Annotated in this window: 24 protein-coding genes and 1 riboswitch; of the genes, 10 read left to right on the top strand and 14 right to left on the bottom strand. The window is 60.4% G+C overall.

Features of this window, described 5'->3' with window-relative positions; all coding sequences use genetic code 11:
• Window positions 1-34 precede the first annotated feature (34 nt).
• Window positions 35-562, bottom strand: coding sequence for a MarR family winged helix-turn-helix transcriptional regulator (locus tag ACXHXG_RS17550; protein WP_457900283.1), 528 nt, complete (start codon window positions 560-562; stop codon window positions 35-37).
• 214 nt (window positions 563-776) lie between these two features.
• Here ACXHXG_RS17550 and ACXHXG_RS17545 point away from each other — a divergent pair, with 214 nt between their 5' ends.
• The 5 genes from ACXHXG_RS17545 to ACXHXG_RS17525 all read left to right on the top strand — a co-directional run bounded on the left by ACXHXG_RS17545 (window position 777) and on the right by ACXHXG_RS17525 (window position 7,752).
• Window positions 777-2,312, top strand: a complete 1,536-nt coding sequence (locus ACXHXG_RS17545) for an MDR family MFS transporter (protein WP_457900118.1) — start codon at window positions 777-779, stop codon at window positions 2,310-2,312.
• A gap of 70 nt (window positions 2,313-2,382) precedes the next feature.
• Window positions 2,383-2,500: riboswitch (TPP riboswitch) on the top strand.
• Between the two features lie 50 nt (window positions 2,501-2,550).
• Window positions 2,551-3,579 carry a thiamine ABC transporter substrate binding subunit gene (thiB, locus tag ACXHXG_RS17540; RefSeq protein WP_457900117.1) on the top strand — a complete coding sequence of 343 codons (1,029 nt, stop codon included), beginning with the start codon at window positions 2,551-2,553 and terminating at the stop codon, window positions 3,577-3,579.
• Window positions 3,580-3,586: 7 nt separating this feature from the next.
• Window positions 3,587-5,230: a thiamine/thiamine pyrophosphate ABC transporter permease ThiP gene (thiP, locus tag ACXHXG_RS17535; protein ID WP_457900116.1), complete on the top strand. Its 1,644-nt coding sequence runs from the start codon at window positions 3,587-3,589 to the stop codon at window positions 5,228-5,230.
• Window positions 5,220-5,948, top strand: coding sequence for a thiamine ABC transporter ATP-binding protein (locus ACXHXG_RS17530; RefSeq protein WP_457900115.1), 729 nt, complete (start codon window positions 5,220-5,222; stop codon window positions 5,946-5,948). Before thiP ends, ACXHXG_RS17530 begins: the two co-directional genes overlap by 11 nt.
• Window positions 5,949-6,219: 271 nt before the next feature.
• The gene (locus ACXHXG_RS17525; RefSeq protein WP_457900114.1) at window positions 6,220-7,752 is read left to right on the top strand and encodes a M48 family metalloprotease; all 1,533 of its coding nucleotides are present in this window, start codon (window positions 6,220-6,222) and stop codon (window positions 7,750-7,752) included.
• Window positions 7,753-7,875: 123 nt separating this feature from the next.
• Here the strand turns inward: ACXHXG_RS17525 and ACXHXG_RS17520 are convergent, their stop codons facing one another.
• The 5 genes from ACXHXG_RS17520 to ACXHXG_RS17500 all read right to left on the bottom strand — a co-directional run bounded on the left by ACXHXG_RS17520 (window position 7,876) and on the right by ACXHXG_RS17500 (window position 14,261).
• The gene (locus tag ACXHXG_RS17520) at window positions 7,876-8,739 is read right to left on the bottom strand and encodes an RNA polymerase factor sigma-32 (RefSeq protein ID WP_028751537.1); all 864 of its coding nucleotides are present in this window, start codon (window positions 8,737-8,739) and stop codon (window positions 7,876-7,878) included.
• Between the two features lie 409 nt (window positions 8,740-9,148).
• Window positions 9,149-9,721: a CarD family transcriptional regulator gene (locus ACXHXG_RS17515; protein ID WP_028751538.1), complete on the bottom strand. Its 573-nt coding sequence runs from the start codon at window positions 9,719-9,721 to the stop codon at window positions 9,149-9,151.
• Window positions 9,722-10,120: 399 nt separating this feature from the next.
• On the bottom strand, window positions 10,121-10,459 hold the full coding sequence (gene fdxA / locus ACXHXG_RS17510) for a ferredoxin FdxA (RefSeq protein ID WP_028751539.1): 339 nt from the start codon (window positions 10,457-10,459) through the stop codon (window positions 10,121-10,123).
• 208 nt (window positions 10,460-10,667) lie between these two features.
• Window positions 10,668-11,072: an RNA-binding S4 domain-containing protein gene (locus ACXHXG_RS17505; RefSeq protein WP_104824820.1), complete on the bottom strand. Its 405-nt coding sequence runs from the start codon at window positions 11,070-11,072 to the stop codon at window positions 10,668-10,670.
• 3 nt (window positions 11,073-11,075) lie between these two features.
• The gene (locus tag ACXHXG_RS17500; protein ID WP_457900113.1) at window positions 11,076-14,261 is read right to left on the bottom strand and encodes a helicase-related protein; all 3,186 of its coding nucleotides are present in this window, start codon (window positions 14,259-14,261) and stop codon (window positions 11,076-11,078) included.
• A gap of 1,290 nt (window positions 14,262-15,551) precedes the next feature.
• Here ACXHXG_RS17500 and ACXHXG_RS17495 point away from each other — a divergent pair.
• Window positions 15,552-15,707 (top strand): DUF3309 family protein, encoded by a 156-nt coding sequence (locus tag ACXHXG_RS17495; protein WP_104824822.1) that lies wholly within the window; start codon window positions 15,552-15,554, stop codon window positions 15,705-15,707.
• Between the two features lie 43 nt (window positions 15,708-15,750).
• Window positions 15,751-16,005: a YMGG-like glycine zipper-containing protein gene (locus tag ACXHXG_RS17490; protein ID WP_104824823.1), complete on the top strand. Its 255-nt coding sequence runs from the start codon at window positions 15,751-15,753 to the stop codon at window positions 16,003-16,005.
• A 398-nt stretch (window positions 16,006-16,403) separates the two neighbouring features.
• On the opposite strand, the gene phbB is transcribed toward ACXHXG_RS17490, so the two are convergent.
• Together phbB and ACXHXG_RS17480 are read right to left on the bottom strand one after the other, a co-directional pair.
• The gene (gene phbB, locus ACXHXG_RS17485) at window positions 16,404-17,129 is read right to left on the bottom strand and encodes a beta-ketoacyl-ACP reductase (protein WP_457900112.1); all 726 of its coding nucleotides are present in this window, start codon (window positions 17,127-17,129) and stop codon (window positions 16,404-16,406) included.
• Window positions 17,130-17,253: 124 nt separating this feature from the next.
• The gene (locus ACXHXG_RS17480; protein WP_283048076.1) at window positions 17,254-18,435 is read right to left on the bottom strand and encodes an acetyl-CoA C-acetyltransferase; all 1,182 of its coding nucleotides are present in this window, start codon (window positions 18,433-18,435) and stop codon (window positions 17,254-17,256) included.
• 237 nt (window positions 18,436-18,672) lie between these two features.
• On the opposite strand from ACXHXG_RS17480, the gene phaR reads away from it, so the two are divergent.
• A complete protein-coding gene (gene phaR, locus ACXHXG_RS17475; RefSeq protein ID WP_104824826.1) occupies window positions 18,673-19,245 on the top strand; it encodes a polyhydroxyalkanoate synthesis repressor PhaR in 573 nt (190 codons plus the stop codon).
• 90 nt (window positions 19,246-19,335) lie between these two features.
• Here the strand turns inward: phaR and ACXHXG_RS17470 are convergent, their stop codons facing one another.
• The 5 genes from ACXHXG_RS17470 to mtgA all read right to left on the bottom strand — a co-directional run bounded on the left by ACXHXG_RS17470 (window position 19,336) and on the right by mtgA (window position 22,463).
• Window positions 19,336-19,743, bottom strand: coding sequence for a hypothetical protein (locus ACXHXG_RS17470; protein WP_457900111.1), 408 nt, complete (start codon window positions 19,741-19,743; stop codon window positions 19,336-19,338).
• A 165-nt stretch (window positions 19,744-19,908) separates the two neighbouring features.
• Window positions 19,909-20,094 carry a 50S ribosomal protein L32 gene (gene rpmF, locus ACXHXG_RS17465; RefSeq protein WP_003543812.1) on the bottom strand — a complete coding sequence of 62 codons (186 nt, stop codon included), beginning with the start codon at window positions 20,092-20,094 and terminating at the stop codon, window positions 19,909-19,911.
• A gap of 179 nt (window positions 20,095-20,273) precedes the next feature.
• Complete coding sequence (locus tag ACXHXG_RS17460) at window positions 20,274-20,921, bottom strand: glutathione S-transferase family protein (protein WP_457900110.1); 648 nt, start codon at window positions 20,919-20,921, stop codon at window positions 20,274-20,276.
• Between the two features lie 12 nt (window positions 20,922-20,933).
• Window positions 20,934-21,656 carry a DUF1868 domain-containing protein gene (locus ACXHXG_RS17455; RefSeq protein ID WP_457900109.1) on the bottom strand — a complete coding sequence of 241 codons (723 nt, stop codon included), beginning with the start codon at window positions 21,654-21,656 and terminating at the stop codon, window positions 20,934-20,936.
• Between the two features lie 96 nt (window positions 21,657-21,752).
• Entirely contained in the window at window positions 21,753-22,463 is a 711-nt protein-coding gene (gene mtgA / locus ACXHXG_RS17450; protein WP_104825270.1) for a monofunctional biosynthetic peptidoglycan transglycosylase, read from the bottom strand.
• 214 nt (window positions 22,464-22,677) lie between these two features.
• Between mtgA and ACXHXG_RS17445 the strand changes: the two genes are divergently transcribed.
• A complete protein-coding gene (locus tag ACXHXG_RS17445) occupies window positions 22,678-23,592 on the top strand; it encodes a polyprenyl synthetase family protein (protein WP_457900108.1) in 915 nt (304 codons plus the stop codon).
• Window positions 23,593-23,735: 143 nt separating this feature from the next.
• Window positions 23,736-24,377, top strand: coding sequence for a LysE family translocator (locus tag ACXHXG_RS17440; protein ID WP_260303205.1), 642 nt, complete (start codon window positions 23,736-23,738; stop codon window positions 24,375-24,377).
• Between the two features lie 19 nt (window positions 24,378-24,396).
• Here ACXHXG_RS17440 and ispG read toward each other — a convergent pair whose 3' ends face one another.
• Entirely contained in the window at window positions 24,397-25,650 is a 1,254-nt protein-coding gene (ispG, locus tag ACXHXG_RS17435) for a flavodoxin-dependent (E)-4-hydroxy-3-methylbut-2-enyl-diphosphate synthase (RefSeq protein WP_104824831.1), read from the bottom strand.
• Between the last annotated feature and the right edge of the window lie 118 nt (window positions 25,651-25,768).

Genomic DNA, 25,768 nt, shown 5'->3' with positions numbered 1-25,768 from the left:
GAGCGCTGTTGGCAAGAACGGCGGTGTCAGCCGTTCAGCCGTCTGTTTCCTTGATGCGCGCCTGGAAAACCTGCTCATAACCGCTGACGAACCGATCGAACAGCAGCGAGAAAGTCTCGATGTCCTCGGTCGACCAGTCGGCAATGATGCTCTCGATGACCGAAAATTTCTGCGCCTGGATTTCGGCGAGCAGCCTTTGGCCCAGCGCGGTCAGCACGACCACGATGCGGCGCGCATCCGCCTGCGATGCCCTGCGGCGCAACACGCCGCGGGCGACCATGTCAGCGACGATGCGGCTTGCCCGCGATGGATCGATGCGCAGGATGTCGGCGATCGTCCCGACCGTGACTTCGCCGGCCTCTTCCGCGCGCCTTACGGCATCGATGACGTCGAGATGCGAAAGCTCCAGGCCCGGCGCAACGTTCTGGATAGCAAGCCGACCGATCATGCGGCGGCCGGTCATCAGGCGCATGCGGGTCATCACCTGCCCGATGCGCAACCGGTTTTCATCTTCGGGCAAGGGTGAGGCTTCAACTTCTCGTGTGTTCGTCGCTGATGTCATCATTCCAACATATCAGAGACGGATAGGAATTAAAATATGCAAACAGCATTCACTTGCCATTGACAGTTATATGCTGATAGCACATATATTGCTCCGGAACATTCGCTTTCGAAGACCTGTCCGAAAACGCCATGTTCCGCATTCAGGAACCGGGGCGTTCCCATGCGTTCGGTCGAGCGCATAGCGTTTCGGGCAAGCTCGGATTTCTCGTTCCATGGATATGCAGACCACGCCCACGCCACTTGTGGCGGATCATCGCCGCCGGCTGATTCTCTTCTTCTTCCTGATGACCGCCATGTTCATGGCAACCCTCGACAACCAGATCGTATCGACGGCACTTCCGACCATCGTCGGAGAATTCGGGCACTTGGAACGCTTCGGCTGGATCGGCTCGGCCTATCTGCTGGCCCTTTCCGCCTCGATGCCCGTTTACGGCAAGCTCGGTGACCTTTTCGGCCGCAAATATGTGATGATGACCGCGATCGCGATCTTCACCATCGGTTCGGCGGTCTGCGGCCTTGCAATATCGATGAATACGCTGATCGCCGCCCGCGTGCTGCAGGGCCTTGGCGGCGGCGGCATTCTGGTCTCGATCTTCTCCGTCAACGCCGATCTCTTCGAACCGCGGGAACGCGCCCGTTATCAGAGCTATTCCAGCCTGGTGCTGATGGCTTCCGGCGCCATCGGCCCCGTTCTCGGCGGCACGATGAGCGACCTCTTCGGCTGGCGCTCGATCTTCCTCGTCAACGTGCCGATCGGCTTTATCGTTCTGGCCGGCCTCGCCTTCATGCTGCCGTACCGCAAACCCGCCCGCAAGCCGAAGATCGACTATGCCGGCGCGCTCCTCCTTGCGCTGACGACCACCAGCATCGTGCTTGCCGCTGACGGCACGGAGCTCTTCGGCTCATTGCTTTCGCCGCAATGCCTCGGGATCACCGCCTTCGGCGCGCTCTGTGCGCTGGCCTGGGTTTTCGTCGAACGTCGCGCGCCGGAGCCGATCGTGCCGATGACGCTGTTCCGCAACCCGACCTTCGGCCTGCTGCTGATCATCTCGGTCACCAGCGGCGCGGTGGCAATCGGCATGGTCAATTATTTCGCGCTCTTCCTGCAGACGACGACCGGCCTGTCGCCATCCATGGCGGGCCTGCTGTTCATCCTGTTGACCGGCGGCATCGTCTGCGGTTCGCTTTCGGCCGGCCGGCTGATCTCGATGAAGGGCCGCTACAAGCCCTTCGCCATCGCCAGCGCCGCCTGCAGCACCATCGCCTTCGCCACGCTGGCGCATGTTCACGCCGGCACGCCGATCGTCTTCATCGGCGCCCTGATGCTGCTGCATGGCATCGGCATCGGCCTGGCACAACAAGTCCCGGTCATTGGCGTGCAGAATGCCGCAGCCAGCCGCGACGTCGGTGCCGCCACCGGCGCCGTGACGCTCTCGCGCATGGGCGGCGCCTCGATCGCCATTTCCATCTACGGCGCCATCATCGCCGCCAAGCTCGGCAATATCGGCGTTTCCATCCCCGGTGTCGCCAATATCGAGGAGCTGACGCCGAAGATGATGGCGGCCCTGCCGGACGCCACGCGCGAAAGCGTTGCCAATGCCTATGCGAGCGCCTTCAGCCCACTGTTCATGACGGCCGCCGCCATCTGTTTCCTCGGCCTGCTGACGGCGATCTCATTGAAGAACGTGCAATTGCCCGGCTCCGCCAAGAAGCTCGACAGCCAGGCGGCTGCGCACGCGGCCGAGTAAAACGAACGTACTGCAATCGACAGGGGAATCATTCCCCTTGTCATCGCTTCGTCACAGGAATAAACCTGCCAACGCTCTAACGGGGTGCCTTATGTCTTTCGAAGACATCTGGCTGAGAGGCTTTCACCGGCCAACCCGCGGAACCTGATCCGGCTAACACCGGCGGAGGGATTAGACGCGTGACAAAATCATGGCGCCCTTTTCCCGTTCAAAACGAAACCAACGAGGAGGCGCTGTCATGCCCAACCGATCGCTATTGTCACTGTTTACCGGCTTGGCTCTCGCCGCCGGCGCAACGCTTTTCGCCGCCCCGGGCGCCGAAGCCGCCGACAAGACGCTCACCATCTACACCTATGAAAGCTTCACCGCCGACTGGGGTCCGGGCGCCAAGGTCAAGGCCGCCTTCGAGAAGACCTGCGGCTGCACGGTCAATTACGTCAGCGTCACCGACGGCGTGGCGCTGCTTTCTAGGCTGAAGCTGGAAGGCACGGGCACGAAAGCGGACGTCGTTCTCGGCCTCGACACCAACCTCGTCGACGAGGCCAAGGACACTGGCCTGTTCGACGCCAGTGGCATCGACACATCAGGCCTGAAGGTTCCGGGCGATTTCAAAGACGACGTCTTCGTCCCCTATGACTACGGCCATTTCGCCGTCGTCTACGATACGCAGGTGGTCAAGAATCCGCCAAAGAGCCTGAAGGATCTGGTCGAGGGCGATCCGTCGCAGAAGATCGTCATCGAGGACCCCCGCACCTCGACGCCGGGCCTCGGCCTGCTGCTCTGGGTCAAGTCGGTCTATGGCGACAAGGCGGCCGATGCCTGGACGAAGCTCAAGGGCCGCATCCTGACCGTGACGCCCGGCTGGTCGGAAGCCTATGACCTCTTCACCAAGGGCGAGGCACCGATGGTGCTCTCCTATACGACGTCGCCGGCCTATCATATGGTCGTAGACAAGACCGACCGCTATCAGGCGGCCGCCTTCTCCGAGGGCCATTACATCCAGATCGAGGTCGCCGGCCTGATCAAGTCGTCTGCGAACAAGGACCTTGCCCGCGACTTCCTGAAGTTCATGGTTTCGCCCGGCTTCCAGGACACAATCCCGACCAACAACTGGATGATGCCGGTCTCGGCGACGTCCGAGCCGCTGCCGGATGCCTTCAGTAAGCTGGTCGTCCCGTCGAAGACCTTCCTGATGAGCCCCGATGTGGTCGAGAAGAACCGCAAGGCCTGGATCGACGAATGGCTGGCCGCCACCAGCACCAATTGATGCCGAGATGCTGCTGACGGCGCCGGAGAAAAGACATGCCATCACCGGCGGGGCCTTCAGCCTCGCCGGTATCGTGTTTTTCATCGGCCTTGCCATCGTCACCCTGCTTGCCGCCGGCATCGAATCCGCCGACGGCAATCCGCTTGCCGATCCCTATCTTCTGCGCGTGCTGCGCTTCACCCTGCTGCAGGCAACGCTGTCCACCCTGCTTTCTGTCGCCCTCGCAATTCCGGTCGCCCGCGCGCTGGCGCGGCAACCGCGATTTCTCGGCCGGCTCTGGCTGATACGCCTGATGGCCGTTCCCATGGGCCTGCCGGTGCTGATCGGCGCGCTGGGCCTGCTCGGCATATGGGGGCGTCAGGGCGTTCTCAACCAGCTATTGACGGGGCTCGGCCTAGCGCAGCCGGTCAGCATCTACGGGCTGACGGGCATCCTGCTGGCGCACGTCTTCTTCAACCTGCCGCTCGCCGCCCGCCTGATGCTCGCCGGGCTGGAACGCGTGCCGGCGGAATATTGGCTAATGGCCGGTGGCCTCGGCATGCGCCCCGCCTCCGTCTTTCGTTTCATCGAATGGCCGGTGCTGCGCGGCCTCATTTCCGGCATCGCCGGCCTGATCTTCATGCTCTGTGCCACCAGCTTCACGCTGGTGCTGATCCTCGGTGGCGGCCCGGCCGCGACCACGCTCGAGGTGGCGATCTATCAAGCATTGCGCTTTGATTTCGATCCCGGCCGCGCCGTAGCCCTGTCCCTGCTGCAGATCGTGGTGACCGCCGCCATTCTCGGCGCCATGGCCTTGCTTCCAGCGCCGGACGATCACGGGCTGACGGCAGGCCGCGCCGTGCGGCGCATCGATGGAACAGTGCCCGCCGCCAAACTGGCCGACAGCACGCTGCTCCTGCTCGCCACCCTATTCATCGGCCTGCCGCTCGCCTCGGTGGTCGTCACCGGCCTCAAGGCAGATCTTCTGAGGCTCGTCAGCCAGGCGATCTTCCTGCAGGCAGCCTCGACCAGCCTCGCAATCGCGCTTGCCGCCGGCATTCTGGCGGTTCTCATCTCCTTCGCCATCATCCGCGCCCGCGCGGCGATAGCGGCCGAACGCCGGAAAGCGCCGGGCCTGCGCGCCCTCGCCTTCGCCTTGAGCGGCACGTCCTCCCTCGTCTTGCTGGTGCCGCCGATCGTGCTGGCGACCGGATGGTTCCTGGCGCTGAGGCTGTTTGGCGATCCCGCCCGATTTGCAGCGCTTCTGATCGTCGCCATCAACGCCCTGGTGGCGCTTCCCTTTGTCATCCGCGTCATCGAACCGGCCCATGCTGTCCATCGTCGCCGCACGGAACGTTTGGCCGCAAGCCTCGGTCTTCAGGGCCTCGCGCGGTTGCGGTTGGTCGACTGGCCCGGCCTGCGCAAGCCGCTTTTTACGGCGCTCTCCTTCGCCATGGCGCTGTCGCTTGGCGATCTCGGCGCCGTCGCTCTCTTCGGCTCCGATAGCCTGGTGACACTGCCTTGGCTGGTCTACAGCAAGCTCGGCAGCTATCGCACCAACGATGCGGACGGACTTGCTTTCATTCTGGGGCTGATATGTCTACTCCTGACTGTCGCCGGCACGGCCGGTCAAGGCAGGCATGAGGACGAAGGCAGGCGGAATGACCGATAATCAGCGCACGGGACAACGGGGCATCACAATGACCGGGGTCGAATTGCGGCTCGGCACCCATGATTTCCGCTTCGATTGCGAACTGCCGCAAGGCCGGATCATCGCTATTACCGGCCCGTCCGGATCGGGCAAATCCACCTTCCTCAATCTGCTCGCCGGCTTCGAGACGCCCGACCGTGGCCGCATTATGCTTGCCGGGCAGGATGTCACTAGGCTGCATCCCTCCGAGCGGCCGGTATCGCTGGTTTTCCAAGATAACAACCTCTTTGCCCATCTCGATCTCTTCACCAATGTCGGGCTTGGCATCAGCCCGTCGCTGAAACTCTCGGTGGACGACCGGCAAAGGATTTCGGGAGCCCTGACACGCGTTGGGCTTGCCGGCTTCGATAGACGCAAGCCCGGCACCCTTTCCGGCGGCGAGCGCCAACGTGCGGCCTTCGCACGGGCGCTGGTGCGCGACAAGCCGATCCTGCTGCTCGACGAGCCCTTCGCCGCGCTCGATCCCGGCCTGCGCTCCGGCATGGCGGAGCTTTTGTCCGAGCTTCACCGCGAAACTGGCAATACGGTGCTGATCGTCTCGCACGACCCGGCTGAAGTTCGCCGTCTTGCCGATCATGCCGTCTTCATCGATGGCGGAACCGTTCCGCTTTCAGCTCCCATCGAGCGTTTTTTGACGCAAGACGGCATTCCGGCACTGACCACATTTTTGCAACATTGAATGCGACGCAGCATTTTGCTGCCGGTTTTGCCTTAATTTCGTCGCGGCGGACGGCTGAAAGTCCTGGCATATGCTTGCCAAAATACAACGCTGCCACATTTAAACGGAGTCTCGCTATGCAACTGCTGCCGAAATCGGCTACAGCAAAGGGCAGAGACCACTCGGACGAACTCAGGTCCGATCGGAGTGGATGCAACCTTTGACGAAACGCGGCGATGATCTGCCTAGTCATGATCAACCGGGTTCGGCGTCCGGCCGGCATGGCAGTAAGATGAGTGGGACACAGGCACTGAAGCAGAGCGACTACGCAGGACGAAGGATCAGCAGGACTGTCGCGGCCCACGCGCGCCGCTTGGCCCCCGTCCTCATTGCCGCGGCGGTGCTCAACGGCTGTCAGTCGGTGCTGGATCAATCCTACCAACCGAATGTTTCGCCATCGTCCAGCCCGCAGATCGTTTCCGAAGTGCAGAAGAACGATCCGCGCGCGCAGATGGGCGCCCGTGAGCATCCGCGCATTCTGGCGAGCTATGGCGGCGAGTATAAGGATGCCAGGACCGAGCGCCTGGTCGCCCGCATCGCCGGCGCACTGACCAGCGTGTCGGAAAATCCGCAGCAATCCTATCGCATCACCATTTTGAATTCGCCGTCGATCAATGCCTTCGCGCTGCCCGGTGGCTATCTCTACGTCACGCGCGGCCTGCTGGCGCTTGCAAACGATGCCTCGGAAGTCGCCGCCGTGCTGTCGCATGAAATGGCGCACGTCACTGCCAATCACGGTATCGAGCGCCAGAAGCGTGAAGAGGCCGAAGTCATCGCCAGCCGCGTCGTCTCCGAAGTTCTGTCGAGCGATCTTGCCGGCAAGCAAGCCCTCGCCCGCGGCAAGCTGCGTCTTGCCGCCTTCTCCCGCCAGCAGGAGCTGCAAGCCGACGAGATCGGCATCCGCACGCTTGGCCAGGCCGGCTACGATCCCTATGCGGCAGCCCGCTTCCTCAATGCGATGGAAGACTACAGCCACTTTATGACGGCCAATTCCGACGCCGACCAGAGCCTCGACTTCTTATCGAGCCATCCGAGCACGCCGCAGCGCATCGATCTTGCCAAGATGCATGCCCGTGAATTCGGCGAGGAAGGTAAGGTCGGCGATGCCGGCCGCGATTATTACCTCAACGGCATCGACGGCCTGCTTTATGGCGACAGCCCGGAAGAAGGCTATGTGCGTGGCCAGACCTTCCTGCACGGCGGCCTCGGCATTCGCTTCGATGTCCCGCCCGATTTCCACATCGACAACAAGGTCGAGGCGGTCATGGCGACCGGCCCCGGCGATATCGCCGTCCGCTTCGACGGCGTGGCGGACAATCAGAATCAGAACCTGACGAATTATATTTCCAGCGGCTGGGTCACCGGTCTCGATCCCTCGACCATCCGGGCCATCACCGTCAACGGCATGGAGGCGGCCACCGCGCGTGCCTCGGCTGATCGCTGGGATTTCGACGTCACCGTCATCCGCGACCGCTCGCAGATCTTCCGCTTCCTGACAGCCGTGCCGAAGGGCAACACGACCGCCCTGCAGCAGACGGCCGACGTGCTTCGCTCAAGCTTCCGGCACATGACGCCGGAAGAAGCCTCATCACTGAAGCCACTGCGCGTGCGCGTCGTGACGGTCAAGACAGGCGATAATATCACAACGCTCGCCGCCCGCATGATGGGCACCGACCGCAAACTCGATCTCTTCAAGCTGATCAACGCCCTGCCAACGGGCGCAAACGTCGCGCCCGGCGACAGGGTCAAGATTATTTCCGAATAATTGGATCGCGTATCTTCGCCCCCAGCACGAAAAGGCCGCGCACAGCGCGGCTTGAGGGCGTTATCGAGAAAAGCTGCCTTTTTGCTGGTACCTGATCCTTCCCCCATGGGGAGAAGGTTTTTATCAAGCGTAACTCGCCATACGCGGATCGGCGTCGACCAGAGCGCTGCGGAGTTTTTCCATGGCGCGGCTTTCGATCTGACGCACGCGTTCCTTGGAAATGCCGAGATCGGCGCCCAGCTCCTCCAGCGTCGCACCATCCTCCACCAGGCGACGGGCGCGGATGATCTTCATTTCACGCTCATTGAGATGCTTCAAGGCGGAAGCCAGCCAGACGCGGCGGCGCTCGCCATCGATCATGTTGGAGACCTGTTCGTCGGGCAGAGGCTCGTCGCTGATCAGGAAATCCATGCGCTCGGCGCTTTCGGCGTCACCGGAAATCGACGGCGCCTGCAAGGATGCATCATTGCTGGAGAGGCGCGCATCCATGGTCTGCACATCGGCAAGGCTGACGCCGAGGGCGACGGCGATTTCTTCATGGATCGACTGCACCGTAACGCCGGTATTGCCCCGGGCGAGCTTGGCCCGCAAGCGGCGAAGATTGAAGAACAGCGCCTTCTGCGCCGAGCTCGTGCCTCCGCGCACGATCGACCAGTTGCGCAGGATATAATCCTGAATCGAAGCGCGGATCCACCAGCTTGCGTAGGTCGAGAATCGTACCTCCCGTTCCGGTTCGAACCTTGCCGCCGCCTCTAGGAGACCTACATAGCCTTCCTGTACAAGGTCGCTCATCGGCAAGCCGAAATTGCGGAATTTGCCCGCCATCGAAATAACGAGGCGCATGTGGGCTGTGGCGATCTTGTTGCGAGCGCCGCGGTCGTCGTGATCCTTCCAGCGGATGGCGAGGTCGTGCTCTTCGTCCCGGCCGAGATAGGGAGCGGCCATCGCGATCTTAATCATACGCCGATCTGCAGACATATTCTTCATATGCATATCCCCTAATCCTGCCCCAAAATCGTCTCTGTGCTACGGTCAACGGAAAAGACAGCAAACATCGCTTCCCGACATCGCTGCGCGGGTGAAAATCTATGAATGGAATGCAATTGGAGGCCGATCTCCGGATATCCGACGATCGGTGTTACGGGTCTAATTCGGCTTCTCCGAAATGACCTGGCGAAGGAAATGACTTCCGATCGCCGGGAAATTTCCAATCAAAACGCATGGGGTCCGGTCCTCGTGAACGTTAAGGGAAACGGCTGGGCGAGAAACTCTGATAACGAGAAAGCGCGCACCAGCCGCAAATACGAAACCTAAACGCATCAGACCAAAAAAGGTTCCAAAGAAAAAACCCGGCTCGAAGGCCGGGTTTTTTGACGTGGTATGTGAGCTTCCGGTCTTATGCGGCTTCGTCTTGGGAATCGTCTTCTTCGACGACCTTGCCGCGCTTCGGGCCCTTGTTCAGATTGACTTCGACGAGGCGAACGGCCTCGGTCTCGGACATCTTGTTGACGGCGGCGATTTCGCGCGCCATGCGATCGAGCGCAGCTTCATAGAGCTGACGTTCGGAATAGGACTGCTCCGGCTGGTTCTCGGCGCGATAGAGATCGCGAACCACTTCGGCAATCGAGATCAGATCGCCGGAATTGATCTTGGCATCATATTCCTGGGCGCGGCGCGACCACATGGTACGCTTGACGCGAGCCTTGCCCTGAACAACCTTAAGCGCCCGATCGACGAAATCAGTCTCGGAAAGCTTACGCATTCCGATGCTCATGGCCTTGGCCACGGGCACCTTCAGACGCATCTTGTCTTTTTCGAAGTCGATTACAAAAAGCTCAAGCTTCATGCCTGCGACTTCTTGCTCTTCAATCGCGGTAATCGTACCAACACCGTGAGCGGGGTATACGATCGATTCGCCGGTCTTGAAGCCATGGCGTGCTGCTGAAGGTTTTTTCTGCTGGATCGTCATTCTTTTCAAAAACTCCCTGTTACGCACCCAGCATGAGCCGGGGCCGGGTCAGTCAGGCCCGGTTGAGACGGAAGCACCGTCGGGGTGACTTCATCCTGGTCCAGCCAGACGCGTGCAAAAAGAAATCCGTTCATCGCGATCCCAGACCCGACAACTCAAAACGTTGATATGTCAAGGAAACCGCGTACGGATTTGTTACTTGCTTTCGTGATGGTTTGGGGCACGCGAAATGCCGCAGTGGATCAGTGTGAGGAAGCTATCACAAAAATCTGACTAAATCAATAATTTGCTTTACGCACACCAAAACGGCCACGTCGACCGCTCCGGCGGCCAACGGCAATGATTCGTCTTTAAGCGTTATCGACTACACCTTTATCGAGGGCCTGTCACGGCCCTCAATCAGTCACCCGAACCAGGGTTGGTCGAGAAATATTTCTCGAACTTGCCCTGTTCGCCGTCCATTTCCTTGGCTTCCGGGAGAGGATCGCGCTTGACCGTAATATTCGGCCAGATCGAGGCATAATCCGCGTTGATTTTCAGCCACTTGTCGAGGCCCGGCTCGGTATCGGGCTTGATCGCCTCGGCGGGACATTCCGGCTCGCAAACGCCGCAATCGATGCATTCGTCGGGATGAATGACGAGAAAATTCTCACCCTCGTAGAAGCAGTCGACGGGGCAGACTTCCACGCAATCGGTGTATTTGCAGCGAACGCAATTGTCGGTCACGACGTATGTCATGAAGCACTCCAGGGATGTCTCTCGTTTTCCGCGGATGCGCAACCTGGAACGTCACGCTTTTCCCTCGGAAGCCGGCGGACAGGCGTATGCGCTATGCGCAGGCATGCCGACCGGCTGGTTACCAGCGGGTTGACCGTGAGGTATCGACTTTGCCGGCCAATTTCAAGGGATAAACAGTCCCAAAATCATGGAGTTCGAGCACGGTTTTCTAATCATCCTCGGAGGTCAGCCGGTCTATAGCTCGCCGGTCGCGTTTCGTCGGCCGTCCGCTGCCCGGCGCGCGGAGCGCCTGCTCGAAGGGAGTGAGACGTTTTGTCTCATCTGGCGGCGGCGTCAGATCCTCATAAAGCAGCTTCGCTTCTTCAAAGGGACCTCTGCGCTCGCCCGGCTGACGCACGATCAGGACGACGTCGCGCCGCTCGAGCGAGAGCTCGATCCGGTCGCCTGCCTTGACGCCGTAGCTCGGCTGAACGACCCGCTCGCCATTCACCCGCACGCTGCCGTTCTGGACATAGACCTGCGCCAGCGAGCGGGATTTTACCATGCGGGCAAAGAACAGCCACTTGTCGATGCGCTGGCGCGAACCGGAAGATGGCTGCTTTTCGTCCGTCATGGCCTATTTCTTCATCTGCTCCTTGAGGGCAGCGAGCTTGGCGAAAGGAGAATCCGGATCGATCGGCTTTTCCTTGCGCGGCGGCTTGGCCTCGAAGCGCAGCGGCTGCGATGCGCCGCGATTGTTGCGGTCGTTCCGATCATTGCGATCGTTACGCTCTTTCCGGTCACCCCGGTCGCCGCGATCCTGGCGGTCGTTGCGTTCGGAACGATTGCCCTGATGCTGCGGACGGCCGCCGTCGCGATTGCCGCGCGGTCCTCGGTTGTCGCCACGGGCCTCGCGCCCTTCGCGATTATCCCGGCCCTCGCGGTTGCCTTCGCCGTTCGCCTGCTGCTCGCCACCGCCGTTGCGGCGATTACCCTGGTGACCGCGCCCCTCGCCCTGATGGCCGCGACGATCGCCATGGCCGCGTCCACCCTGGCGCTGCTGGTTATCGCTGCGTCCGCCAAGACGCCAAAGCAGAACCGGCTTCGGTTCGACCGCCTCGGCGACGGCATCGGCAACCTGCAACTCGGTTGCTGCCTCTGTGGCGTCCACCGGCTCGGCGGCGGCAGGCTCAGCAGGAGCTTGCGCTGCGGGAACCGCATCCTGTGCGGCGGTTTCGCCTTCGGTAGCCGGCTCATCGCCTGCGCCATCGGCATCGTCGTGATCGGCCTTCTCTGCGACGGTTTCCGCAGCCTGCGCCGGAGCAGGTGCCGAGGAGGTATCCTGCTGCGAAAGGAAGGCTGCCGCGTCTTCGGCCTTCACGGCGTCGGCACGATAGCCGAGACCCTTCAGGATCTCTTCCATATCTTCCAGCGTTGCGCCGAGGATGGAGAGCATCGCCGTCGTCGTCGTGAAGCGGCGGCCGTCATAGGCGCCTTCCGGACGCGACGCCTGGCCGGGCTTCCACTGCAGCAGCGGACGGATAATATCCGCCAGCCGCTCAAGAATATCGATGCGCACCGCCCGCTTGCCGAGGAAGCGGAAGCCGGCGAGCTTATAGAACATGCGCTCGAAAGTCGGATCGGTGACCACGGACGTACGGCCCGCCGCCAGAACCGGGATCAGGTCGCCATAGCCCGGCTTGTCGAGGCCGTCGTTCTTCAATGCCCAAAGCAGGGTGATGAGCTCGGCCGGAGCCGGCTTCAGCAGAGCGGGCACGAAAATGTGGTAGGCGCCGAAGCGGACACCATAGCGGCGCATCGAGGCGCGCGCGTCCTGGTCCAGCGATTTCACCTCTTCCGTGACGTCGCGGCGGAAGAGCACGCCGAGATTTTCGACGAGCTGGAACGCCAGCCCCTTGGCAAGACCCTGCAAATCTTCGGCGCGCGACAGATCGTCGAGCGGCTTCAGCACCGTGCTGATATGATGATTCACGAAGCGCTCGATGCGCGCGGCGACATGATCACGCGCATTGCCCGTCAACTGCTCGTCTGCGAGCAGGATGACGCGCGGACGCATGACGTGATCGCTGCCCGACAGCCGCGCCACGGGATCGCCGAGCCAACGGACGAGGCCATCCGCACTGATCGCCAAATCGCTGTTGCCTGCCGCATGGATACGGGCGGCGCGCGCCTCGAACTCCAGCGCCAGCGCCTTCTGCGAGGCCGTCTGGACAGCCTTGGCGTCCGGCCCCTCGGTTCCCGCGATAGGCGTGAACCGGAATCCGGTCAACTGTCCCACATGATGCCCCTCAACGAAGACATCCCCATTCACACTGATTTCAGCTTCCAGCATCGCATTCTCTCTCAGGCGCTTCATGAGCACAGATGTCCTGCGATCAACAAAGCGTTTCGTCAACCTCTCATGTAACGCGTCAGACAATCGATCTTCGATTTCCCGCGTCTTTTCTTGCCAGTGTGTCGGATCGGCAAGCCAACCGGGCCGGTTCGACACATAGGTCCAAGTCCTTATCTGCGCGATTCGCGCCGAAAGCGTGTCGATCTCACCGTCCGTCCGATCGGCGCGATGCACCTGCTCGGCAAGGAAGTCCTCTTTTACCGTGCCATAGCGCACAAGGTCGGAAAAGAGGGTGGCGATAAGATCGGCATGCTGGGCGGGCGTAATCCGCCGATAATCCGGAAGCGCGCAGGCTTCCCATAATTTTTCGACCCGCGCCGGATTATTGGCGAGATCGGAAATCTCCAGATCGCGCGACAGATATTCCAGCGCCTGCTGATCGACCGCCGGCAGTGCCCGCGTCAAGCCCTGTACGCGCGGTGCGCTCTCGAGGCTCGCGCGCAGCGAAGCGATCGAGGAGAAATCGAATTCCTTGGTGCGCCATTGTAGCACTTTAACCGTATCGAACTCGTGACCCTCAATGCGCCGTACCAATTCGTCGTCGAAGGGATCCACCTGGCCCGTTACGCCAAAAGTGCCGTCCTTCAGATGACGACCGGCGCGGCCGGCGACCTGGCCGAGTTCGCCCGGATTGAGATTGCGGAACTGATAGCCGTCAAACTTGCGATCCTGGGCAAAGGCGACGTGATCGACATCCAGATTGAGCCCCATGCCGATCGCATCGGTCGCCACGAGATATTCGACATCGCCGGCCTGATAGAGCGCGACCTGTGCATTGCGGGTACGCGGGCTGAGCGCGCCGAGGACAACGGCGGCACCGCCGCGCTGGCGACGGATGAGTTCGGCGATGGCATAGACTTCGTCGGCGGAGAAGGCGACGATCGCTGTGCGCTGCGGCAGGCGGGTGATCTTCTTCTGTCCGGCATAGAAGAGATGCGACAGCCGCGGCCGCTCAACCACGGTGATCCCCGGCAAGAGCTGCTCAAGGATCGGCCGCATCGTGCCGGCGCCGAGCAATAGCGTCTCGTCCCGCCCGCGCAAATGCAGGATGCGGTCGGTGAAGATATGGCCGCGCTCCAGATCGCCGGCGAGCTGCACTTCATCGATGGCGACGAAAGAGGCCCGCGTCTCGCGCGGCATGGCTTCTACGGTGCAGACGGAATAACGCGCATTCGGCGGCGAGATCTTTTCCTCGCCGGTGACCAGCGCGACATGCTGAGCCCCAACCTTCTCGACGACACGCGTATAGACCTCGCGCGCCAAGAGCCGCAGCGGCAGGCCGATGACGCCATTGCCGTGCGCCACCATGCGCTCGATGGCATAATGGGTCTTGCCGGTATTGGTGGGTCCGAGCACCGCGGTCACGCCGCGTCCGCTCAGGATCATTGGCTGCGAAGTCTGAGTCATAGGTCCATGCATGGGCGAGAAACCACTGTCTTCCGATCAGCAAGGTCCCCAGGGAAGAGAAGAAGAGATGACGACCATATGTGACAAAGGCAAGACCTGAAATGCAAAAACAACGGCCGGAATATGCGATTTTATCTTTGGCGGCTTCAACCGAAAGCTACATTCTCTCTGCATCCAAAACGAGTCCTGGTAAGTCGAGAACAGCTTGAGAACGAATCGGCGACGAATCGCTGACTCCGCCCTGTTCCCTTTGTGTTCACCACTACATATGGATTTCGATTTACAAACCGCCACCAGATAGTGAATCGCATTAGGACTCCTTTTTCGCGTGAATCAGGAGCCATCACGCGAATCCAGCGAACCAGCCTTCCCGTTTGGAAACATGGTTAACCATCTGTAAATTCCGCAATTTTCCGAGGATAAGTATCGAGAACGGCTCTGGGTTAAGATTCGGGCCAAAGCCGGAACGAATCGGCGACGAATCGCTGACTTTCCACAATTCCGCATTTGTTCTCCACAACATCTAGTGCCTTCTCCGGCGAAATGCCCAGGACTCTGCAGGGTTGAAGCGCCAAATCACGTCGAATCGTGGATTGCAATTAACTTTTGAGCGAAACGTAATATGAAAAGTCCATAATCTCTCGCATTGATTGCAATCGTTAACTTCCGACCAAAGCCGGAACGAATCGGCGACGAATCGCTGATTATCTCGTGTACTGTATTTGTTCACGGCTAGATATAGCGTTCGGAGGGGAAGCTCATCCAAAGGGAGGATGATGTGACGATATGGGTAGCGAAAAAATTCGCCGGCATTAACCATTTCGACCGAGGAATTACCACTTTCCGGCGATAAGGCCTAAACCTTCCTCGCCGAAAGGGGTAGGTTCTCCGAGGCCACAATCCCTGCCGCCGTTAACCAAAGCCCAAATACAGAACGAATCGCTGACGAATCACGGACAAGCTCGCTTTCCCGTTTCGTTCACCGCAACATATTGTATTTTAAATTGTTTTTAACCATATCCCGCGGTCGTCGGCGGGTATTTTCTTGCGCAGCTCGCAGCCGGGCATTAACCTTTGCCCGGGGCATGCCGGCTCATCTTCATGTCTTGTTATTTCTGAGCCGGAACAATTTCTCGTGAAATAAGTTTCTATCGACAGCGGCATTGGTGCGCCCTCATTCTCGAGGAGTGGATAAGGACGCATCGGCACTTGTATCTAGGCGCATCTTATCCGCTTGCGTGAGGTCGCTCTGGCGGGATGCTCTAGGCGCTGGACGCGGAGGAATACGCTATGCTTGGTACAATATTGCTCGTGATTTTGATTCTGCTGCTGATCGGAGCGCTCCCGAACTGGGGTTACAGCCGAGGTTGGGGATATGGTCCATCAGGTGGTCTCGGACTAGTTCTCGTCATCGTTCTTATTCTGCTATTGATGGGCCGGATCTGATCCGGCTGAGTTTGTTGAAGATCTCACACTAGGGAGCAATACCATGAAGAAAATCATTGTCGCGATCGCTCTTGTCGGCGCACTCGCCTCATGCACAGCAACCGAGAAGGGCACAGCCATAGGCGCCGGCACCGGCGCGATCATAGGCGGTGTCGCCAGCAATAGCTGGGGTGGCGCCGCAATCGGTGCCGTCGCCGGTGGCGCCGTTGGCTACCTCATCGGCCGGTCCCACGAGCACCAGGGCTATTGCATCTACCGCGACCGCTATGGCCGCCGCTATGAGGCTCGCTGCCGGTAAGCCGGTATAGACAAAGATCGATTTCTTCCGACCGATCGTCAGCGCTTCGTTGACGATCGGTCATGAAAGCCAAATCTTTCGCGCCGAAAATTTGGGCCGACATTTCTTGAGACGAACACTCACACCCACGCAGGTTTCGGGGGGATCGCGTCAACGTTTTTGGAAAGGAACGGCACCATGGCCGAATTCATTGCAAGTATCGCAGCATTCGCTCTTGTCGGCACCACATTTTATGTACTCGGCCATGCCGTACGGATGCGGGACAAGGAAATGCGCCGTGTGGCCCTTAAGCCTGTCGTTTTGGAATTCAAACCCCGGCCACGGCCGTCCGTGAATTCACGCCAGCGATGACTGCCGGGCAATTTCCCGGCAATCATCCGCCACTTCAGCCCATCAGCTCAAACGAAGAACTGGCCGCCATTGGCGCTGATCGTCGATCCCGTGATGAAGCCGGAATCGTCGCTAGCAAGGAAGACCGCGACGCGGGCGACTTCCTCGGGCTCGCCGAGGCGTCCCACAGGGATTTGCGGGATGATGCGCTCGTTCAGCACCTTTTCCGGCACCGCCAGCACCATCTCGGTGCCGATATAACCGGGGCAGATGGCATTGACGGTGATGTTCTTGGCAGCACCCTCCTGGGCCAGCGCCTTGGTGAAGCCGAGATCGCCGGCCTTGGCGGCGGAATAGTTCGCCTGGCCCATCTGGCCCTTCTGACCATTGATCGAAGAGATATTGATGACGCGGCCGAAGCTGCGGTCACGCATGCCCTGCCAGACATGATGCGTCATGTTGAACAGGCCGGTAAGGTTGGTATTGACGACCTCGTGCCACTGCTGCGGCGTCATCTTGTGGAACATGGCGTCACGGGTGATCCCGGCATTGTTGACGAGGATCTCGATGGGGCCAAGCTCCTCCTGCACCTTGGCAATGCCGGCGCCGCAAGCTTCATAGTCGGACACATCCCATTTATGGACGGAAATGCCCGTCTCCTCGCGGAAAGCCTGTGCCTTCTCGTCGTTGCCGGCATAGGTTGCCGCAACCCGGTAGCCTGCATTGCGCAGCGCTATCGAAATGGCCGCCCCGATGCCGCGCGTCCCGCCTGTCACCAACGCCACTCTGCTCATGTCCACTCCCCTCTGTTACCGCTAGAGCAGGATGAGCGAACCCGAATCGCTCATCCGTCTCTCGCTATTTATTTTAGCATGACCTTGTTTACAACCATTCCCGCACCGTTTGGCGCGACGCTGCTCAAAGCGCCTCGAAGCACATGGCGACACCCATGCCGCCGCCGATGCAGAGCGTTGCGAGACCCTTCTTGGCGCCGCGGCGCTTCATTTCGAACAGCAGCGTGTTGAGGATGCGCGCGCCGGAGGCGCCGATCGGATGACCGATGGCAATAGCACCGCCATTGACGTTGACGATCGACGTATCCCAGCCGAGATCCTTGTTGACGGCGCAGGCCTGTGCAGCGAAGGCCTCGTTTGCCTCGACGAGGTCGAGATCGCCGACCGACCAGCCCGCCTTTTCCAAGGCCTTGCGCGAGGCCGGGATCGGGCCGCTGCCCATGATCTGCGGATCGACGCCGGCGGTAGCCCAGGAGACGATGCGTGCAAGCGGCTGGATGCCGCGGCGCGAGGCCTCCGCCTCGGTCATCAGCACGGCGGCGGCCGCGCCGTCATTGAGGCCCGAGGCATTGCCGGCCGTCACCGTGCCTTCCTTGTCGAAGGCCGGGCGCAGCTTGGTCATGCCGTCCAGCGTCGCACCGTGACGGATAAATTCGTCGGCGTCGACGCTGACGTCGCCCTTGCGGCCCTTGACGATGAAGGGCACGATCTCATCCTTGAAACGGCCTGCGAGCTGGGCAGCCTCAGCCTTGTTCTGCGAGGAAACGGCGAACTGATCCTGGTCATCGCGCGAGAGCTGCCACTGGCGGGCGATGTTTTCCGCCGTGATGCCCATGTGATAGCCGTAGAAGGCGTCCGTCAGGCCGTCCTTGATCATCGTGTCGATCATCTTCATGTCGCCCATCTTGGTGCCGCCGCGAAGATGGGCGGCATGGGGGGCCATCGACATGGATTCCTGGCCGCCGGCAACGATGATCTTCGCGTCGCCAGAAGCGATCTGCTGCATGCCGAGCGCAACAGCGCGCAAGCCGGAACCGCAGAGCTGATTGACACCCCAGGCGGTTGCCTCCTGCGGGATGCCGGCCTTCATGGCGGCCTGGCGGGCAGGGTTCTGCCCTTCGCCCGCCTGCAGCACCTGGCCGAGAATCACCTCGTCGACTTCCCTGCCCTCGACACCGGCGCGTTCCAATGCGCCCTTGATGGCAGCCGCGCCGAGCTCATGAGCCGGAATGGTCGCAAAGGCGCCGTTGAAGGAACCGACAGCAGTGCGAGCTGCACTGGCGACGACGATGGATGGATTGCTCATGGAAGCCTCCTCACAGGTTGAACATATATAAGGCGAAACTGTCAAAGCTTTGCGCCGGAGTCAAACGCCAAGAATTTTGATCTTCCAGATTTCATGAACCCGTCATCGCCGGCAAAAATCTGATTAATGGAAAGGGCTTGCCGCATCGCACAAACCGATTGTCACCAAGCTTCTTTTGCGTCTACACTTGGGGGTGGAGGAGTTTCCATACAATCAGACGGGTCCAGGAGACTGATAATGGCAAAGAATGAGGGCCAGATCGTAATCAAGAAATACGCCAATCGCCGCCTATACAATACCGGCACCAGCACATACGTGACGCTGGATGACCTGGCGGAGATGGTGAAGAAGGGAGAGGAATTTATCGTCCAAGATGCAAAAAGCGGCGAAGAAATCACGCATTCGGTGCTGACGCAGATTATTTTCGAACAGGAATCGAAGACCGGAAATACGCTGTTGCCGATTTCATTCCTCCGGCAGTTGATCACCTATTACGGCGATCAGATGCAGATGGTCGTCCCGAGCTTTCTCGAACATTCCATGCGCGCCTTCACCGAACAGCAGACACAGATGCGCGATCAGATCAACCGCGCCTTCGGCGAAACGCCGCTCGGCAAGAATCTGCAATTGCCGATCCAGATGGTCGAAGAACAGGTCCGCCGCAATACCGAAATGTTCCAGCAGGCCATGCAGATGTTCTCCCCCTTCATGAAGCCGCCGGCAAAGGAAAGCCGCAAGGCGGAGGCAAAGGACATCGACGAGTTGAAAGAGCAGCTCCGCGCGATGCAAAACAAGCTGGATAGTTTGTGAGCATCTTGCCGATGCCCGCCCACAGTGCAGCGCCGCTTTAATCCGTGCTCTGTACGAGCTTCTCCCCGTCGGGGGAGAAGTCAAAAACCCTCACAAGCCGATCGAAACATCCCGTCCCGCCGAGCGGATCGAGATCGTGAATCCGCCGATGACGTCGATGAAGGTGATGACCATCAGGATGAAGAAAGTCTGCGTCGCCGCATCCTTGACCAGCAGGAATTCGACGAGATAGGCGATGAACACCAGCATCGACAATATGTGATTGAGCAGCGAGCCGGAACCGTTGCGCGTCGCCTTCAAGATTTCGAAGAACAGCGTGATCAGCGCGATGACGATGAAGAGATCGCCGAGCTGCAGCGTCCATGTCGCGCCCGAGAGCATGGGAAGAGCAAGGATGACATTGTTGAGCGAAGCGATACCGCCGGCGCCCATCAGACCCAGCATCGCCAGATTATAGAGCACGAGCGGAACGACCATCAGCGGGAAGGCAACAATCATAGCCAGGAAAATCCCTTCGGAATTGAAGTCGCCGCGAGTCTTAAAGCAAATCCAGGAAAAGTGCGAAGCGTTTTCGGGCGTGATCCTGCTGAGCCGAATGCGCAAACAGAAAAAGGCCGGCGAGACGCCAGCCTTTTAATCTCAGCCTTTAAGGCAGCGCTTGAATTATGCGCTTTCCTTCGGCGTCAGAACCTGACGACCGCGATACATGCCGGTCTTCAGGTCGATATGATGCGGGCGACGCAGTTCGCCGGAGTTCTTGTCTTCGACATAGGTCGGAGCCTTCAGCGCATCGGCCGAGCGGCGCATACCGCGCTTGGACGGGCTCGTTTTTCTCTTCGGTACAGCCATTCTCGTTACTCCACTTTGCGGACGAAACATATCAGCGGCCAGCCAGGCGGCCGAAACAGACATGGATCAATTTCGGAAATTGGGCGGGCTTATACATGGCTAAAGGGACTTTGACCAGTCCCTTCCCGCATTTTTTGCCCGCACCATCTGATTCGGCGGGATGGAAGCCGAATCGATGATCAGGCTTCGTCCTCCGGCACGATCCACGGCTCCTCGCGCGCCGCTTTTTCCCATTTCTGCCAGGCGGGCAGGGCTTTCATCGCGGCCATATAGTCCAGGGTGTCGGCGGAACTGACGAGATCATAAACTTCAAAGCGGTTGACGATCGGCGCGAACATGGCATCGGCGCCGGAGAAAGCGCCGAACAGGAACGGGCCGCCGGATAGGGCGCGCATGTCGCGCCAGATCGTCTCGATCCGCGCCACGTCCTCCATGACGCCCTCCGGCAGATCGAGCCGGCTGACGGGGCGACGGATGTTCATCGGGCAGGCGTTGCGCAACGCCCGGAAGCCCGCCAGCATTTCCATGGAAATCGAGCGCGCCGTGGCCCGTGCCTGGCGATCACTAGGCCAGAGGCCTGCATCCGGGAAAAGCTCGGCCACATATTCGATGATGGCGAGCGATTCCCAGACCTTGAAGCCATCATGAACGAGCATCGGCACCCTGCCGGTCGGCGAAACCTCGCGGATGCGCGGATTGCCGGCCGGAAAGTCGAAGGGGATCAGCACCTCTTCGAATGCGATGCCGCAACCCTCCAAGGCGATCCACGGCCGAAACGACCAGGAGGAATAGTTCTTGTTTCCGATATAGAGGGTCAGCTTGTCCATGATTTGTCCTTCTTATTTTTGGAACTCGAATACCAGAAGTTCCTCGAAATGCTTCATGTCGTCGAATGCGCAGAAAGCCGGTGGTCGCAGCTCGAGAACCGGCACCTCGGCGCGAACATCGGCGGCAACCTTGTCCAGCATCGCCTGCCAGCGTGGCAGCGCCTCGTCATCCAGCCGCTCGATGACATAGGAGAAGGTGATGTGGAACGGATAGACGTCATGATCGGGATGGCGATAGCCGAGTAGATCCGCAAAAGCGTTGCGCCACTCCCGCATCACCTGCTGATCCCTCTCGGTCGCGCCATCCATCAAAAGGCCGCTCGGCCGCGCGCCCGTCACCGCCACGTTGAAGGGATCGCGCATGGAAAAAGCTTTTAAGCGCTCGCCCATGATCTCGGTCATCTCATCGATCGGCGTATCGAGCGCGATATCCGCCGGCCAATAGAGCTGCTTGCGGCGATATTCGATAATACCCTGAAACAGCGTCATATGCAGGCTGGAAATCGGCGTAAAGGTGAATTGCGCGGCTTCCGGCATCGCCAGAAATTTCTCGCGCGCCGCAACGAGGGCCTGCTGCGTTTCGGAGCCTTCCACCACATGGCAGACGATCGTATTGCCAGGCTCGTATTGGAAATTGCCCGAGAGATCAAAGCGCGTGCCGAGATGAATGGACGGTTCGGGATGACGGCTCTTGGAATAGTTCAGCAGTTCGGGCGAGAAGGCATCAATGTTCATTGGGCAAATGTCCGGTTTGGTTGGCAGATACCCGCCCTTACGTCACAAGCAAGAATGTCAGATGACGGTCAGCCAATCGAACGACAAGTTCTGATATCAGTTATAAAGGCATTTGATGTACTCGCCGGAACTCCTCGCGCGGCGCTGGATCAGCGAGGCGAGTTGGCGCAGTCCGCGCCCCGGCTTGCTTGCCACCCGGTCGATCGGATTGGGCAGAGAGACGGCGAGAAGAGCGGCCTGACGGGCGTTCAGCTTCGAGGCGGGCACCTTGAAATGATAGCGTGCCGCCGCCTCTATGCCGTAGATGCCCGGCCCCCATTCGGCGATATTCAGATAGATTTCCATCATCCGCCGCTTCGACCAGACGAACGAGGAGGAGACGGCCAGCGGCAGCTCCAGCGCCTTGCGCACGAAGGAGCGGCTGTTCCAGAGGAAAAGATTCTTTGAGGTCTGCATGGGGATGGTGCTGCCGCCCCGCGTGGACTGGCCCCGCAGCGTATCCTGTACCAGCATGCGCATCTCGCCCCAGTCGACCCCACCATGAAAGCAGAATTGTCCGTCCTCGGAAGCCATGACCGACTGCACCAGCACCGGCGCTATCTCATCGAAGGAAACCCACCGGCGATCATATCCCTGAAACGTGAGGGCATCGCGCAGCATCAAAGTCGAAATCGGGTGGGTGAATGGCAGAACGTAAAGCAGGATGAACAGATAGGGCAGCAGCATCAAACCGACGAGGAGGAGAACGATACGCTGCCAGAGCGGACGGGCCTTGAACCGTGCAAGCCGGCCCGAGCGTTGCGGCATCTCGGCTTCCTCATCGCTGTCCGTCGGTATGTCCAATTGCTGAAGGTCCACCCGTTGCTCCACCCCGGAGCACCCCTGCGTCCGAGGAACGCGCAGGAATGCTGCAATTGTCATACCGTCTACACAGAGCGATGACCAGAGTGCGACGAGATTCCCACCCTGGCTGTTGACAATTCTCGTTGCCAGCAACACGCACTCATGCCAAACAGCGGCCATGGACAGCACCAATTCCTCCTTCGAACATCGCCTCAGGGACAATGCCGGCAAGGTCGAGGCTATCCTGAGCCTGCTTCTTGCGGACGCCAGCCTGAACGGTGAAATCACTCGCCCCACCCGCCTGCTCGAAGCGATGCGTCATGGCGTGCTGAACGGCGGTAAGCGGCTGAGACCGTTTCTCGTGATGGAGACGGCGGCACTTCTCGGCGGCAACGGCGACGCAGCGCTCCGCATCGGAGCGGCGCTCGAATGCGTGCACTGTTATTCGCTGGTCCACGACGACCTACCGGCGATGGACGACGACGATTTACGCCGCGGGCAGCCGACCGTGCATGTCGCCTTCGACTATGCAACGGCGATCCTCGCCGGCGACAGCCTGCTGACCTATGCCTTCGATATCATCGCGGCGCCGGAAACCGGCCTGCCGGCGGACCGGAAGATCGAGCTCGTGCTGGCGCTGTCGCGCGCGGCCGGGATCGGCGGGATGGCCGGTGGTCAGGCCCTTGATCTTGCTGCCGAAAAAGAGACGCCGGACGAACGCGGCATCACCACTTTGCAGGCCATGAAGACCGGCGCACTGATCCGCTTTGCCTGCGAAGCCGGCGCCATCATCGCCGGTGCCCCGGCTGAGGACCGTCAGCGGCTGCGTATCTTCGGCGAAAAGATCGGTCTCGCCTTCCAACTCGCCGACGATCTCCTCGATTTGACCGCCGATGCTGCAACCATGGGCAAGGCCACCGGCAAGGATGCCGCCCGCGGCAAAGGCACGCTGGTCGCGCTGCATGGCCAGGCCTGGGCCGAAACCACGCTTGCGCGCCTGGTGGCGGAAGCCGCGGAGTTGCTCTCTCCCTATGGAGAGAAGGCGGCTTTGCTGATCGAGACGGCGCGCTTCGTGGCAAGCCGCCGGAGCTGAGAAGCTCTCGGCGCAAAATGTCACCGTGACAAAAAATCTCCGAGACAAGAGTGACGTCCTGGCGATTCCGTGGCAATTCTGGCGCCTGCAGTGTCAAGCACGCGGAATTGGCCGCGCTGTCTGACATCCTGCGGAGCTATCCCATGCATGAGGCGCTTGCCTATCTGCCGCAGATCCTGCCGGCCTATATTGCCTATATCATCGCCGTCGTCAGTCCTGGACCGGCGATCATGGCCATCATCGGAACATCAATGACCCACGGCCGCAAGGCGGGCATGACGATTTCGCTCGGCATCTTCGGCGGCTCGCTGACCTGGGCGATCGCTGCCGCCGCCGGGCTTGCCACCCTGTTGCAAACCTACGCGATGGCGCTGGAGATCCTGAAGATTTTTGGCGGGTTCTATCTGCTCTATCTCGCCTACAAGGCATTTCGCGCTGTGCGCGCCAGTGGCGACCTGCCGGCCGCCACGGCGGAGCAGAAGACGCCAAGCTTCAAGTCGCTGATCCTGCGCGGCTACGGCATCCACGTCACCAATCCGAAAGCGATCTTCGCTTGGCTCGCCATCATCGCGCTCGGTATGCCGCCGGGTGCGCCGGCTTCCGTTGCGGTACTCATTATAACCGTGTGCGGAGCGACCGGTTTTGTTGCTTTCATGGGCTATGCGACGCTGTTCTCGACGCCGCATGCTCTGAAGATTTACAGGAACGCGCGCCGATGGATCGAAGGCGCCATGGCCGGCTTCTATTGCTTTGCCGGCATCAAGCTGCTGACCAGCAACGTCTGAGGCCAGTTCCGGCGGCGGATCACTCCGCCGCAGCACTCTTCTGGCCGAAACGCTTCTCGATATAGTCGGTAACCAGCGCCTCGAAGTCCGAAGCGATATTCGGGCCGCGCAGCGTCATCGCCTTCTTGCCGTCGATGAAGACTGGGGCGGCGGGCGTTTCGCCAGTGCCGGGCAGCGAGATGCCGATATCGGCATGCTTGCTCTCGCCGGGACCATTGACGATGCAGCCCATGACGGCGACGTTGAGCGCCTCGACACCCGGATATTTCTCGCGCCAGACCGGCATGTTCTTGCGGATGTCGTTCTGAATGTTCTGCGCCAGTTCCTGGAACACGGTCGAGGTCGTCCGGCCGCAGCCGGGACAGGCCGCGACAACCGGCACGAACTGGCGGAAACCCATCACCTGCAGCAGTTCCTGCGCCACCTGCACTTCGCGGGTGCGGTCGCCATTCGGCTCCGGCGTCAATGAGACACGGATAGTGTCGCCGATGCCGTGCTGCAGCACATAGCCCATGGCGGCGGATGAGGCGACGATGCCCTTCGAGCCCATGCCGGCCTCGGTGAGGCCAAGATGCAGCGCATGATCGGAACGGGCAGCGAGCATGGAATAGACGGCGATCAGGTCCTGCACCTGGCTGACCTTGGCCGAGAGAATGATGCGATTGCGCGGCAGGCCGATTTCCTCGGCAAGGTCGGCCGAAATCAGCGCCGACTGCACGATCGTCTCGCGCGTCACCTCGCGGGCCGAGAGCGGCGAGCCCTCGGCCGCATTCTTGTCCATCAGCGCCGTCAGCAGGTCCTGGTCGAGCGAGCCCCAGTTGACGCCGATGCGCACCGGCTTGTCGTAGCGGATCGCCATCTCGATGATTTCAGCGAATTGCTTATCCTTCTTGTCCTTGAAGCCGACATTGCCGGGATTGATGCGGTATTTCGCCAGCGCCTCGGCGCAGGCCGGATGGTCGGCAAGCAGCTTATGGCCGATATAATGGAAATCGCCGATCAGCGGCACGTCCATGCCAAGGCGCAGCAGCCGCTCGCGGATCTTCGGAACGGCGGCGGCACTTTCGTCGCGATCGACGGTGATGCGCACCAGCTCAGAACCGGACCTATAGAGCGCTGCGACCTGCGCCACCGTCGAATCGATATCGGCGGTATCGGTGTTGGTCATGGACTGCACGACCACGGGCGCGCCGCCGCCAACGATGACGCCGCCGACATCGACGGCAACGGAGGAACGGCGCGGTTTCGGATCGAAATCACTGGCGGACGACATGGAAAGCTCTCGTTAGCCTCGGGAAATGGGTGCCTTTCAGGTGGATCACGGAGCGGTCGTTGTCAACCGCTCCGGGCATCACTTTTGCTCAGGCGAAAGCACGGCGATAGCAGGCGAA

The organism is Rhizobium sp. LEGMi-198b (assembly GCF_054114205.1).
This window is presented reverse-complemented; position numbering and strand designations above follow the sequence as displayed.

Bases quoted from the DNA above. Each gene is read 5' to 3' on its own strand.
- ACXHXG_RS17445 (WP_457900108.1), top strand. From the start codon at position 22,678: ATGGACAGCACCAATTCCTCCTTCGAACATCGCCTCAGGGACAATGCC.
- ACXHXG_RS17455 (WP_457900109.1), bottom strand. From the start codon at position 21,656: ATGAACATTGATGCCTTCTCGCCCGAACTGCTGAACTATTCCAAGAGC.
- ACXHXG_RS17500 (WP_457900113.1), bottom strand. From the start codon at position 14,261: ATGACTCAGACTTCGCAGCCAATGATCCTGAGCGGACGCGGCGTGACC.
- phaR (WP_104824826.1), top strand. From the start codon at position 18,673: ATGGCAAAGAATGAGGGCCAGATCGTAATCAAGAAATACGCCAATCGC.
- thiB (WP_457900117.1), top strand. From the start codon at position 2,551: ATGCCCAACCGATCGCTATTGTCACTGTTTACCGGCTTGGCTCTCGCC.
- ACXHXG_RS17520 (WP_028751537.1), bottom strand. From the start codon at position 8,739: ATGAAGAATATGTCTGCAGATCGGCGTATGATTAAGATCGCGATGGCC.
- phbB (WP_457900112.1), bottom strand. From the start codon at position 17,129: ATGAGCAGAGTGGCGTTGGTGACAGGCGGGACGCGCGGCATCGGGGCG.
- rpmF (WP_003543812.1), bottom strand. From the start codon at position 20,094: ATGGCTGTACCGAAGAGAAAAACGAGCCCGTCCAAGCGCGGTATGCGC.
- ACXHXG_RS17470 (WP_457900111.1), bottom strand. From the start codon at position 19,743: ATGATTGTTGCCTTCCCGCTGATGGTCGTTCCGCTCGTGCTCTATAAT.
- ACXHXG_RS17550 (WP_457900283.1), bottom strand. From the start codon at position 562: ATGACATCAGCGACGAACACACGAGAAGTTGAAGCCTCACCCTTGCCC.
- ACXHXG_RS17480 (WP_283048076.1), bottom strand. From the start codon at position 18,435: ATGAGCAATCCATCCATCGTCGTCGCCAGTGCAGCTCGCACTGCTGTC.
- ACXHXG_RS17545 (WP_457900118.1), top strand. From the start codon at position 777: ATGGATATGCAGACCACGCCCACGCCACTTGTGGCGGATCATCGCCGC.
- ACXHXG_RS17515 (WP_028751538.1), bottom strand. From the start codon at position 9,721: ATGACGATCCAGCAGAAAAAACCTTCAGCAGCACGCCATGGCTTCAAG.
- ACXHXG_RS17440 (WP_260303205.1), top strand. From the start codon at position 23,736: ATGCATGAGGCGCTTGCCTATCTGCCGCAGATCCTGCCGGCCTATATT.
- mtgA (WP_104825270.1), bottom strand. From the start codon at position 22,463: ATGCCGCAACGCTCGGGCCGGCTTGCACGGTTCAAGGCCCGTCCGCTC.
- ACXHXG_RS17530 (WP_457900115.1), top strand. From the start codon at position 5,220: ATGACCGATAATCAGCGCACGGGACAACGGGGCATCACAATGACCGGG.
- ispG (WP_104824831.1), bottom strand. From the start codon at position 25,650: ATGTCGTCCGCCAGTGATTTCGATCCGAAACCGCGCCGTTCCTCCGTT.
- thiP (WP_457900116.1), top strand. From the start codon at position 3,587: ATGCTGCTGACGGCGCCGGAGAAAAGACATGCCATCACCGGCGGGGCC.
- ACXHXG_RS17505 (WP_104824820.1), bottom strand. From the start codon at position 11,072: ATGACGGACGAAAAGCAGCCATCTTCCGGTTCGCGCCAGCGCATCGAC.
- ACXHXG_RS17495 (WP_104824822.1), top strand. From the start codon at position 15,552: ATGCTTGGTACAATATTGCTCGTGATTTTGATTCTGCTGCTGATCGGA.
- ACXHXG_RS17490 (WP_104824823.1), top strand. From the start codon at position 15,751: ATGAAGAAAATCATTGTCGCGATCGCTCTTGTCGGCGCACTCGCCTCA.
- ACXHXG_RS17460 (WP_457900110.1), bottom strand. From the start codon at position 20,921: ATGGACAAGCTGACCCTCTATATCGGAAACAAGAACTATTCCTCCTGG.
- fdxA (WP_028751539.1), bottom strand. From the start codon at position 10,459: ATGACATACGTCGTGACCGACAATTGCGTTCGCTGCAAATACACCGAT.
- ACXHXG_RS17525 (WP_457900114.1), top strand. From the start codon at position 6,220: ATGAGTGGGACACAGGCACTGAAGCAGAGCGACTACGCAGGACGAAGG.